Source organism: Anaplasmataceae bacterium AB001_6 (assembly GCA_020002265.1).
Classification (GTDB): domain Bacteria; phylum Pseudomonadota; class Alphaproteobacteria; order Rickettsiales; family Anaplasmataceae; genus AB001-6.
Map to the genome: position 1 here is coordinate 167,284 of CP048228.1, position 12,177 is coordinate 179,460.

Consider the following 12,177-nt stretch of genomic DNA (forward strand, 5'->3'; position numbering starts at 1 on the left):
AATGATTGATAGGACCATTTCAATATATCATACTTATTCTTGAGAGTTATTTCGTCACGTATTATAGATATAGATGAGATTATTTATCACAACAAAATAAAAATCTGTATTAATTATTTTGTTGTTCATTTATTTATATTTTGAACTAATAAAATAGTAATATTATCCACTTCTATCTAAAATTATTTGACCTGTATTTTCATCTAAAAAGAACGTAATGTATTGAGCAGACCGGAATATCTTATATCAATATTATTCGAATATATCTAATATTACTTTATCTGTATTATCGCCTTCTTTATATTCTACCTCTGAGACATTACAAGCATGTATAAGGTCAAATTCTGCATTCTTCATGTTTTTCATCCATAATGAAACTTTAGAGTTATCTGTTTTAATTATTGAATCAGTACTTAGTTTTTTTGAATTATCTATTGCATTATCATCAGCGTCTACTTTTGATTCATTTTTAATTTGACTCTGTGGCGAGGTATTTAAAACTATTTTTGATATCTGTTTTTTTATGGATATCTGTTTTTTAGATTTCCACGATCTTATTTCTTCTAGTATTTGGCATGCTATTTCTCCTAAAAAATACTTTTCTGGATCATGTGAGCTAATTATTTCTTTGTGATTTTCTAGCCATGATCCTTTAGCATGTATGGATCTTTCACTGTAAAGGTATTCATATAGATAATCTGTCACAAATGGCAAGAAGGGTGCAAACATCTTCAACGCCCCTATCATCATATAATTTAGAGCGTGTAGAGCGGTTTCGCCATCAGAGGTTTTATTATCTTGTGTAGTATAGAGTCTTTTTTTTGCTAATTCTATGTAATTGTCACACAAAATTTTCCAGAAAAATTCTTCAGCAAAATATTTTGCTCTACAGTAATCAAGACGATTATCCATTACTTCTTCAAATATATTTATATACTCAGCAAATTTAGTTATTGCCCATACATCAACTGGTGCTGTTATCTTCTTTATATCTGGTTTCTTTATGATTTCAAAATTTGATACAAATCTAGCAACGTTTATTAATTTTGTCACGAGACGTTTCCCATTTTTGATTACATCTTCACTAAAGACAGTATCAGTGCCTAAGTTAGCGGTTGCGCTCCAGTACCTTATGGGATCGGCACCAAATCTTTCAATTAATTCAAGAGGAGCTATAATATTTCCTTTGGATTTACTCATTTTTTGCTGATCTTTTGATAAACACCAGCCACTTATCATGATATTCTTCCATGGCATAGGATATTTTTCCTGTTGATCTTTATTATGTAGGAAAGTCTTGGCTATAGTATAAAAAGCCCATGTTCTTATTATTTCGTGTGCTTGAGGTCTTAGATCAGCAGGCAATAACTTTTGTGTTCTAGTTTTTTCCAAGCTAAAAATTTCATTTATTCCCAGTGCATTGATGTTAGGTGTTAAAGAACTTGTTGCCCATGTATCCATAACGTCTTTTACGGGAATTATTTCATCTTTATTAAAACCCTTAGGAAGATCAATATTTGGATTAATAGGTAGATCTTCCATTTCAGGTAAAATTATTTCTCCTGTATTTTTATGTTTCCAAGCTGGAATTGGAACTCCTAAAAATCTTTGTCTTGATATACACCAATCCCATTTTAAGCTATCAACCCACTGTACATATCTATTGCTCATTGATTGAGGATACCAATTAACAATCGATTCTCCTATTTCTAGCAATTCATCTTTAAATGGCAGTATCTTTATATACCACTGTTCTGTTGGAATGAGCTCAAGTTGTATGCCAGAGCGTTCAGCGCATTTAACATAGTGTGATATTTCTTCTTGTTTTTGTAAATCTCCTGTATCTTTTAATAATTCAATGATTTTTATCCTTGCGTCTTTTACTTTAAGTTTTTGTAGCTGGTTAATAATGTTTGCTAAAGAACTATCACCAGCATAGTTATGTACTTCTGTCTGAATGATATGTTCTAAATTAATTTTACCGTACTTATTAATTATTATTTTTTCTGCCAGATCATGACGCTCTTTCCAAATGAGATCTTGCTCATCTCCATATGTACAGCACATTACTAATCCTGATCCTTTATCTATTTTCACTTCTTCATCAGCTATGAGAGGTACTTTAAAATTAAATAACGGAACAATAGCATCTTTTCCTTTAAGATGGAGATATCTTTCATCTTCAGGGTTATATAACAATGCGACACAAGCGGGTAATAGCTCTGGTCTTGTTGTAGCAATTTCATATGTTGTATCAGCTATTTTAAAAGCTATATAATTCATGTGAGATTGAAATTCTTTTTCTTCTACTTCCGCTTGAGCTATTGCCGTTTGATCTATACTATCCCAAAGCATTGGGGTGGACTTTCTATATATTAGACCTTTTTTATACAATTCTAAAAAAGACATCTGTGAAATTTTATGGGATGTTTCACTGTTTGTGTTGTATTCCAAAGACCAATCTATGCTTAAGCCTATTTTATTAAACAGATCTTTGAAAATAGCACGTGATTCTTGCGATACATCATGGCATTTCTTTAAGAATTCAGTTCTATCTTCTGTTCCTGCTTTGATTTTAAATTTCTTTTCTACAAGGCGTTCTGTGGGCAGGCCATTATCATCAAAGCCCATAGGATAGAATACATCTTTCCCTTTCATTCTGTTATATCTTGCGATGAAATCTGTATGACAATAGCTAAAAATATGACCAATATGCAAACTTCCCGATATAGTTGGTGGTGGTGTATCGATTACGTAGTTATTATCACTTGTATTATTCCACTTATAGATTCTTGTTTTTGCCCATTTATCCCCTTGATTCTTCTCAAGATCTTTTGGATTATATTTGTTATTCAGCATGGTATAAAAAACTAAAAATAATGGAATCTGATAAAAATAAAGATTACATATTTTTACATTATTTTATACTTATTTTTTAATATTTTCTGTGATCGAGAAAATTATAATAAATGTTTTGATCATTTGAGATTTTGATTCAACACAATATGACATCTATTCTCCTCTACCTCTTGACTTAGAGACTTTTTCTTCTTTAGGCTGAGAAACCTTTTGAGCACGACCTTCATTTAATCTACTTGGTGGATATTTGTTTTGATTTTTTGCTTCTTCAAGTGTTTGTGCTATTTTACTTATTAATCCTGCAGCCTGCTGTGTTCTTTGTATTGTATGTTTTGTAATTCTTTGGGTTTCATTTTCTAGATTATTATCAGCGTTTCGTATGTCTCTTTGTGCATCTCGTTCTACCCTTCTAATTGTTCTGTTAGCGTTTTGTATGTCTCTTTGTGCATCTCGTTCTACCCTTCTAATTGTTCTGTTAGCGTTTTGTATGTCTCTTTGTGCATCTCGTCCTAACCTTCTAACTTCTCTGTCAGCGTTTCGTATGTCTCTTTGTGTATCTCGTTCTGCCTTGTTCACTTCTCTGTCAGCATTTCGCATGTCTCTTCGTGCATCTCTTTGTTCTTTTTGTTCCAATCTTCGTGCATCTCTTTGTTCTTTTTGTTCCAATCTTCGTGCATCTCTTTGTTCTTTTTGTTCCAATCTTCGTGCATCTCTTTGTTCTTTTTGTTCCAATTTTCGTGCATCTTGTTCTACCTTTCTAATTGTTCTGTCAGCCTTTTGTAATTCTTTTCTTACACCTTGTTCTGTTCTTCGTACTTCTATATCGGCTTTTCTTATATCTTGTTCTGCTCTTCGTGCGTTTCTTTGGGCTCTTTTTTCTCGCAGTTCTTGAGGTGTCATTTGATATATTTTTGGTAATTCACCTCCTGGCATTTGATTCTTTAGATATTCGGCTGCCTGCGGATTAAGCTGTATTATTCGTGATTTTGGTACTTTAGGTCTTTGCTCTTCGGAGTTTTGTGCTTGTGATGCTTGCTTGCTTATTTTGCTAAAGTGTTCAAATGTTTGAGTTCTTTGTGCATCAGAACTCATGACTTGTGCTTTAAACTTTGGTCTTTGAGGTCTTTCTTGTCCATCAATTCTTTGTCCAGGTTTAGGGGGCACTTGAGGTCTTTCTTGTCCATCAATTCTTTGTCCAGGTTTAGGGGGCACTTGAGGTCTTTCTTGTCCATCAATTCTTTGTCCAGGTTTAGGGGGCACTTGAGGTCTTTCTTGTCCATCAATTCTTTGTCTAGGTTTAGGGGGCACTTGAGGCCTTTCTTGTCCATCAATTCTTTGTCCAGGTTTAGGGGGCACTTGAGGCCTTTCTTGTCCATCAGTTTTTTGTCCAGGGAACACAGATCTTGGAGCAGCCTGAGGTGATTGTTGTTGTCCAGGGAACACAGATCTTGGAGTAGCCTGAGGTGATTGTTGTTGTCCAGGGAACACAGATCTTGGAGCAGCCTGAGGTGATTGTTGTTGTTCTTCAGGTCTTTGGGGCATTTGATTTCTTCTTTCTTCGAATTTTTGCGCTCTTTGTTCTCTTTGTTCTCTTGTCATGTAGCGTTTATTTCTTTGAGAAGCAAATTCTCTGGAATCTGACGACCTTTCGCTTTCATCTTTCTCAGAAGTACTTGATCTATCTTTTGCATCTTCAGATATACTTTTGTCTTCCTTAGGTTTTAGCATACGATCTTCTTTAGGATCATAGTCTAACAAATTCGCTACATCATACTTATGTATTTTCTCCGGGATTAGAAACTTATTCAGGACTTTTGAAATAACATGACCTACTGGAATGCTGAGAGCTAATGTCATAGCAATTGTTGCTCCTATAGGTATTGCAAAAGGCGCTGTTATTGTAGCTATTAGAGCAGCCAATGGAATAGCTGCAACATATCCCACGGCCATACTTTTCCAGGTTGATAGAAGAAGCATTTTTTTATCTCCTTCTATCTCTGTAGGAGATTGATTTAATCTGCGTCTTTTATAGCGTGATATTTTTTCTTCCTCTGTCAATTTTCTCTCAGGAGACCTTCTATCATTTTCTAACTCTTTTTTATTATCAGTGCCTCTATTTTCTTCACTAACTGAGGTATCTAACATTTCTTTTTTTTCGTCTACGGTCTTCTCTTCAAAGCCTTCTAATCTTTTCTCATTGATTTTCTGAGCAAGTTTCAATTGAAGCTTTTGTCTCAAATAGGTAAATGCAAATTGAGCTCCAACTGCGATGGCTATAGTGACAAAAGATAAACCTGGCATTGCAGATACTAAGCTTATCATGAGTAAGGCTGTTGCTACTCCCAGTGCTATATCGCCAATTTTTGCAGCTTTTTTTGCTGTTTTATATTTTGAAAAAGAAACTTTTTTTGAGAGGGTAGAAAGAAAATTTCCAGATGATTTATTCTTCTGAGTGATTCTTTCTTGATTCTCATCATATCCTTGATCTTTCCCTATATTACTGTCTTCTCCTATATATTCCATTTCTTTTTTTAGAAATAATTAATTATTATGTTATTGTTGTTTAATTGTTTAACAAGATAAGTCATGAAGACATTTTACGTTATAATCGTTAAATATTTAATAATTTAAAATATTGCAATCTGTTTAGTTAAAAAAATATGTTTGTCCACTTAAATGTACATAGCGATTTTTCTTTCTTAAAAGGGGGGATGAAAGTATCGGAGATAATTAAACTATGTAAAGAACAAAATACTCCAGCAATTGCTTTGACAGATAGTAATAACATGTGTGGCATGATGGAATTTGTAGATTGTGCGATAAAAAATGGCATACAACCTATAATAGGATATGAAATGTCCATTTTATATCAAAAGAATATACAGTTTAATATTAATCTTATGGTTAAAAATGAAATAGGATATAAAAATCTATTGTATTACACCAGACGATTCTTTTGTAAACCTGTGCCTTTTCATTTACTGAATAATTTAGAAGGTCTAATTTGCTTGACAGGAGATCTTTTTTATAATTCTCTTATAGATTGTTTTGACTATAAGCCTATCTTAGATAGATTATCAAATATTTTTGCTGAAGATCTCTTTATTGAGATTAGTAGAATAGGTAGAAATAAAGAATCTCTTGCTGAAAATATTATCTTCGAATGTGCCGATGAATTTAATGTACCCATCGTAGCAACTAATAATGTTTTATTTGAAAACATAAAATGTGTTGTTGCTAATCAAGCTCTATATTGTATTGCCAATAACTCTTATTTAGTGGAGAAAGATAAGTATCCATACACAGAAAATTGTTATTTCAAAACTCCTGATGAAATGCAGGAGCTCTTTGCTGATATTCCAGAAGCTGTGGAAAATACTCTATATATAGCCAAGAAATGTAGATTCTTAATTACAAAAAAACCTGTTACTCTTCCTATCTTTTTTAAACAATCTGAAGACCAAGAATTACGTCTGCAATCCATAGCTGGTGTTAAAAAAAGGCTTGATATTGAAATATTACCAGAAGAATATGAAAAGAGAATAAATTATGAACTTGATGTTATAAATGGCATGAATTATGCGGGTTATTTCCTGATAGTATCAGATTTTATTAAATGGAGTAAGAATAATGGGATCCCTGTCGGACCAGGTAGAGGCTCTGGTGTTGGATCTTTAGTGGCTTGGGGATTACAGATTACAGATCTAGATCCAATAAAATATGGTCTGATTTTTGAGAGATTTTTAAATCCTGATAGAATATCTATGCCAGATTTTGATATAGATTTTTGCCAAGAAAAGAGATTCAAAGTTATAGAATACGTAAAAAAGAAATATGGAAATGTTGCTCATATTATAACTTTTGGTACCTTTCAGCCTAGAGCAGCACTAAGAGATGTCGGGCGTGTTTTACAAATCCCTTATCCCGAAGTTGATAAAATATGTCGTATAGTCCCTAATAATCCTGCAAATCCCATTAATTTAGAGCAGGCAATTAATTTGGATGAAAGGCTTAAAAATCTAGCAGAAAATGGTGATAAAATGATCCGTGACTTATTTGAAATATCACGTCGAATAGAGGGTTTGTACAGACATGCTTCGGTTCATGCTGCTGGGATAGTGATAAGTGATAAAGAATTAACAGATTTTGTGCCAATATACGACGATGAAAAATCAACAATACCTGTAACTCAATATTCTATGAAATTTGTGGAAATGTGCGGGTTGATCAAATTTGATTTTTTGGGTTTAAAAACACTGACAATTATCGATAAAATATCGGAAATTATTAGAGAGACTGACCCAGATTTTGATATATCTAGAATTCCTTTGGATGATCAACAAACATATGATTTTCTTTCAACCGGTAAAAGTGTAGGGATATTTCAACTGGAAAGTAAATTTATGCAGGAAACTCTTGCTAACCTAAAACCAGATGGATTAGAAGATATCATAGCATTGATATCTTTGAATAGACCAGGTCCTATGGAAAATATACCAATGTATATTAGGCGTAAACATAAGAGTGAAAAAGTGGATTATTATCATCCCTTATTAGAATCTGTTCTTCAAGAAACATTTGGAGTGATAATTTATCAAGAGCAGGTTATGGAAATAGCTCGTGTTATGTCTGGATATAGCTTTGCTGAAGCCGATATATTGCGTAGAGCGATGGGTAAAAAAAGAAAAGAGGAAATGGATATGCAGCGAGAAAAATTTATCGCTGGAGCAGAGAAGAATAAAATAGAGCGCAAAAAAGCAGAAGATATATTTGATCTGGTTGCCAAATTTGCAGGATATGGCTTTAATAAATCTCATGCCGCAGCATATGGCCTTATCGCATATCAAACAGCCTATCTAAAAGCACATTATCCAAAAGAATTTTTTATAATATCTATGAATATAGATATGGATGATACAGATAAAATAGCATCTTTTTGTTATGATGCTATCTCAATGGGGATAGAAATATTAAAGCCTGATATTAATTTGTCCAGCGTGCTTTTTAGTATAGAAGGAGAGAGTATAAGATATGGGTTAGCAATATTAAAAAATATTGGAAAAACTATCGCTGAAGATATTAAATCATGCGCTAAATACGATAACTTAAAGGATTTTGCAATGGCCGTTGCTCATAAATCAATTAATAAAAAAGTTCTAGAATCTCTTATAAAAACAGGTTGCTTAGACTGCTTTGGATATAACCGTGCAACCATGCTTAATGCAATTGATCATATTATTCATTATCAGTCAGCAGGCTGTGATGTAGGGAAGCAAATGTCTTTATTCGATGTGCATTCTGATAACAATAATGATTTAAATATTGATATTATTGAAGATCTATCTAAAGATGATCTGTTATTTTATCAATATCAATTTTTTGGATTTTATATATTTGGACATCCAATTGAAAAATATGAAAATAGAATTCCCTTATATGATTCTTCTTGTGTGCTGTGTATCATTAATAAGATAATCTTTAGATCACGCGATGCTGAAAGAATAGCACTATTATTTTGTTCTGCTCCTAATAGAAATTTTGTTTGCTCTGTTTATGGTAATAATAGGATTAAAAAATATTATGATATGTTACAAAATGGAAAAAAACTCATTATAAGATTCAGGAATAACGATTCAAGTATTGAGTATATGCAAGATCTTGATGAATACTTAGATTCACTATACGAAGACATGATAAGCATTAAGGTTTGCAGTACTACAGCATGTGAAGAATTATTAAAATTATTATGTGAAAAGAAGTGCAACGATGCTGAAAAATTACCAAAAGGAAAGCAGATAGTCCTATTTTTTGAAAAAGAAGAAGGGCTTATGGAATCTCTCTTGCCAGATAGATATAATGTTAAAATTTCTGACCTACTTGGTACTGAAGATTTATATTTTCTCAATGTTTAAAGTGTAAAAATCTATTTTATTCTATGATTAAGCTAGCGATTGACAACTTCTGTAGTACATCATAGAATTTCATTAAACTTTTAACTTTTATTTGTGTCTTGTGACCAATAATAAAAATATACCTATTTATAAAAATGATATCGATGATAAGACCTTTGAAGAGTGTTTCTCAGGTGTTAAGTATGTTGGCCTTGATACAGAGTCTATGGGCTTGCTTTATTGTCGGGATAGATTATGTCTGATACAGATTACTGATTTAAATAATAAACCACATCTTATTCAATTTGATGGAAAGGATTATTCCGCTACTAATTTAAAAAAAATTTTAACTGATAATTCAATTCTAAAGATTTTGCATTATGCACGCTTTGATGTTGGTATAATAAAATATTACTTGGGGGTTGATGTTAACCCTATTTACTGTACGAAAATTGCTTCTAGATTGGCGAGAACTTACACAGATAGTCATGGATTGAAAGATTTATGTCATGATATATTAGGCATTAAGTTAAATAAAAGTCAGCAGTCTTCTGATTGGGGTAATTTCGATTTATCTATAGAACAGCGTCGTTATGCTGCTTCTGATGTGATATATTTGGTGCAGCTACATGACAAGCTAAATGAAATACTGCTTAGAGAAGGTAGAATGGATATAGCTAGCAAATGTTTTAAGTTTTTGAACACAAGAGTTGAATTGGATCTTATAGGTTGGCCTGACATAGATATTTTTAGTCATTTTGCAAAAAGGGTATAATGAATAGAGGAGTTGTATTTGTTGGAAAAGATAGCAATAGTAACGAATATTATGCAGATTCAAAAACAGGAAAAAGGTTTGTTAAATATTCTAAAGGAGAAGACCCTACCACTATATCATCACTATGGTACATGTGGTTGCATAACAAGTCAGTTGATGTTGTATCGCGTAAATTTTCTTGGGAAATAGAAAGACATAGAAATGTAACAAATGATACAGATTCTTTTATGCCAGATTCTGAGCAAAATAAACGCATTAAAAATAATTCCATATATGATTATTGGAAAGTAGAAAATAATGATAAGTAGAAAATTAGAATTCGTTCTGGGATTGTTGGTTATCTCTTGTGCCATTTTTATTGTTGTTACGTTGTTTTCTAGAGTCGCAAAAAATACCTTGGAAGAACAAAGCACTTCATTCTATAATGTAACAGCGGTATTCAAAAATTCACAGTCTATGAATGTGAATGCAAAAATTAAAATATCTGGAGTCGATGTCGGATATGTTACAGATTTTACATTAAACCCCAAGGATTACTCAGTGATTTTCCATATGATGATTGATTCTAAGTGGGATAAAATACCAATAGATAGTCTGTTTGCAATAAAGCAGGCTGGTATCATAAAAGATTATTATGTGGATGTTCAACCTCTTACAGGTGAAGAAGAAGAATATCTAAAAGAAGGTTCGGTGGTGTATAATACTAAACAGGCTATTGGCATCGATGATGTTGTCTCTAGTATTTTTATGAAGTTCTTATGAAGTATTTATAGCTACAGCTAGTTATGTTTGCTAAACTGATTTACTACTCCGCTATTGTTATATCCTTTTTAACAGTCTCTTGCCCTTCTTGTTTCGCTGAAGAGATCTTTTCTGAAGATAGTATTATGTACGATTTACTTAATCAAAGTAAAGATGAGTTAATCAATAATATGCGTGATTCGGAAGATTACACCTTTATGAATAAAGCAGAATTCATAATTTTAAATAAAGTTAGTGCTCGGAGAAATGTGATTTCTTTAGAAGTGAATGAAGAACGTGTGGTCGATAATTTGATATTGAAATTTGATGGATGTATATATCAGGACGATTACGGTGATAATATGTATTATGCTCTTGTTAATCTGTATGATATAGACCGCGATTTTAATAATGAGAAATTCTTTATAGGGTGGTTGGCCTCTTACCCAACATTTGTCACAAAAGTAGAGCATCCAATTTATGATGTTGTGCTGAAGCGTTGTATGTAGCTTGCAAAAAAAATAATTAAGATATAATTGTGCGGGAAAATGATGTCAGATGAATGCTTTTACATTCATATTGAGATAAAAGGTAGTAGCATTTTTGCATTGTTAAACCAGTGGTTATTGTATCATCAAATATTACAACATTCTTGTTGTACAATTTATCGGGATGCGATACACAATATTTAATCTTACCGATGTTGACTGTTCTATTGCTTCTAGAAATCATGCTTTTTTGAGCTTGTGCACTAGAATGTCTTCTATATAGAATATTATTTGCTTTTTTATGCTCAGTATTTTACATATCTTATTCGTTACTAAGGTCGTTTGGCAATAACCTCTTAATATTCTTTTTGGCAGTGTACTAGGTACAGGGATTATTAAATCGCACTTCTCTAAGATATCCCTAGTGTGACGTGTCATAAAATGTGCAATTATATCTATAACAAGAGGGTTTTTCGTATTCTTTAAGTTATATATGATTTTTCTAGCAACATTTGAATCATCATTGTGCAATAATACAGAATGAATGTTGTTGGGATTAATATATTTATCAAGAACAGCACATTCATGACATGTTCGATAAAAAGACAGCTTTCCACAAATTCTGCAATACTTGATATTTTTTAGAAAACTAATTCTCCGATAACAATCAAGACATATTGTCGATCTGTATAATGTACCACAGATAAAGCACATATTGGGATAAATAGTACTAACTATTTTATTTAACACCCTTCCTCATAGTAGTTATAGAATACTAATTAGGAGTCTGTAATATCATCAATAGCGTTTTGCAACATTCTGTGAGCCATCTCTTCTATATTGTTGCTTAGCCATGCTTTAATTTCACGCTCAATGACATCCTGTAGTAAGTCTAATATTTCCTTGCTTAATTTTTCGGGTTCTGCAGGGTTATCATGTAATATTCCCTGAATTTCTTTGGTGAGAACATTTTTAAAAAATACTTTTAAACGAGGATTTTCTGCATCCCTGTCCATTTTACGATCTCTATCTCTGTTTATTATTTGCGTATTTTTGATGATCTCTTTTAATTTCGCTTTATCAATTTCACTTGACGCTTCAGTTTTTACAGCCTTCGGAGTATCTTCATTAACACTATCTGCGGGAGTATTACTTCCTTTTTTTTTCTTTTTATCTTTATTATCCAACATTGCTATCGAATCATTAATATCGCTAAGTAATTTTATTTGATTCTTTTTCTGTTCATAAGTTAAGTCTTTCATATCACTATGAACAACTTCTGTCAAATCGATAACTGATTCATCATCGATATCCCTCCCTTTATTGGTCATAACTTTCTTTATTGAATTTAAAAGATTCTCATCAACTTTCTTTAGCTTCATTTCAGAACTTTAAAATACATCTTACGAACATAATACGAAAA

The 12,177-nt window shown here is 32.2% G+C and carries 9 protein-coding genes; 5 read left to right on the forward strand and 4 right to left on the reverse strand.

Annotated features, from left to right (window positions below):
* Positions 1–252: 252 nt before the first annotated feature.
* Positions 253–2,859, reverse strand: a complete 2,607-nt coding sequence (locus tag GUI12_00840) for a valine--tRNA ligase (GenBank protein ID UAT42707.1) — start codon at positions 2,857–2,859, stop codon at positions 253–255.
* Positions 2,860–3,012: 153 nt separating this feature from the next.
* Entirely contained in the window at positions 3,013–5,382 is a 2,370-nt protein-coding gene (locus GUI12_00845; GenBank protein ID UAT42708.1) for a hypothetical protein, read from the reverse strand.
* Positions 5,383–5,519: 137 nt separating this feature from the next.
* On the opposite strand from GUI12_00845, the gene dnaE reads away from it, so the two are divergent.
* From dnaE to GUI12_00870, 5 genes are all read left to right on the forward strand, one after another.
* The gene (gene dnaE / locus GUI12_00850) at positions 5,520–8,771 is read left to right on the forward strand and encodes a DNA polymerase III subunit alpha (protein UAT42709.1); all 3,252 of its coding nucleotides are present in this window, start codon (positions 5,520–5,522) and stop codon (positions 8,769–8,771) included.
* Between the two features lie 205 nt (positions 8,772–8,976).
* Complete coding sequence (locus tag GUI12_00855; protein ID UAT43430.1) at positions 8,977–9,525, forward strand: ribonuclease D; 549 nt, start codon at positions 8,977–8,979, stop codon at positions 9,523–9,525.
* Complete coding sequence (locus GUI12_00860; protein UAT42710.1) at positions 9,525–9,833, forward strand: NADH:ubiquinone oxidoreductase; 309 nt, start codon at positions 9,525–9,527, stop codon at positions 9,831–9,833. Before GUI12_00855 ends, GUI12_00860 begins: the two co-directional genes overlap by 1 nt.
* The gene (locus tag GUI12_00865; GenBank protein ID UAT42711.1) at positions 9,823–10,287 is read left to right on the forward strand and encodes an MCE family protein; all 465 of its coding nucleotides are present in this window, start codon (positions 9,823–9,825) and stop codon (positions 10,285–10,287) included. Before GUI12_00860 ends, GUI12_00865 begins: the two co-directional genes overlap by 11 nt.
* Positions 10,288–10,310: 23 nt before the next feature.
* Positions 10,311–10,775, forward strand: a complete 465-nt coding sequence (locus GUI12_00870) for a DUF2155 domain-containing protein (protein UAT42712.1) — start codon at positions 10,311–10,313, stop codon at positions 10,773–10,775.
* Between the two features lie 219 nt (positions 10,776–10,994).
* Here GUI12_00870 and GUI12_00875 read toward each other — a convergent pair whose 3' ends face one another.
* Both GUI12_00875 and GUI12_00880 read right to left on the reverse strand, forming a co-directional pair.
* A complete protein-coding gene (locus GUI12_00875) occupies positions 10,995–11,504 on the reverse strand; it encodes a hypothetical protein (protein UAT42713.1) in 510 nt (169 codons plus the stop codon).
* 29 nt (positions 11,505–11,533) lie between these two features.
* The gene (locus GUI12_00880; GenBank protein UAT42714.1) at positions 11,534–12,136 is read right to left on the reverse strand and encodes a hypothetical protein; all 603 of its coding nucleotides are present in this window, start codon (positions 12,134–12,136) and stop codon (positions 11,534–11,536) included.
* Positions 12,137–12,177 lie beyond the last annotated feature (41 nt).

Coding starts and splice junctions, on each gene's coding strand:
- GUI12_00880 (UAT42714.1), bottom strand. CDS start 12,136: ATGAAGCTAAAGAAAGTTGATGAGAATCTTTTAAATTCAATAAAGAAA.
- GUI12_00845 (UAT42708.1), bottom strand. CDS start 5,382: ATGGAATATATAGGAGAAGACAGTAATATAGGGAAAGATCAAGGATAT.
- GUI12_00860 (UAT42710.1), top strand. CDS start 9,525: ATGAATAGAGGAGTTGTATTTGTTGGAAAAGATAGCAATAGTAACGAA.
- GUI12_00865 (UAT42711.1), top strand. CDS start 9,823: ATGATAAGTAGAAAATTAGAATTCGTTCTGGGATTGTTGGTTATCTCT.
- GUI12_00870 (UAT42712.1), top strand. CDS start 10,311: ATGTTTGCTAAACTGATTTACTACTCCGCTATTGTTATATCCTTTTTA.
- GUI12_00855 (UAT43430.1), top strand. CDS start 8,977: ATGGGCTTGCTTTATTGTCGGGATAGATTATGTCTGATACAGATTACT.
- dnaE (UAT42709.1), top strand. CDS start 5,520: ATGTTTGTCCACTTAAATGTACATAGCGATTTTTCTTTCTTAAAAGGG.
- GUI12_00840 (UAT42707.1), bottom strand. CDS start 2,859: ATGCTGAATAACAAATATAATCCAAAAGATCTTGAGAAGAATCAAGGG.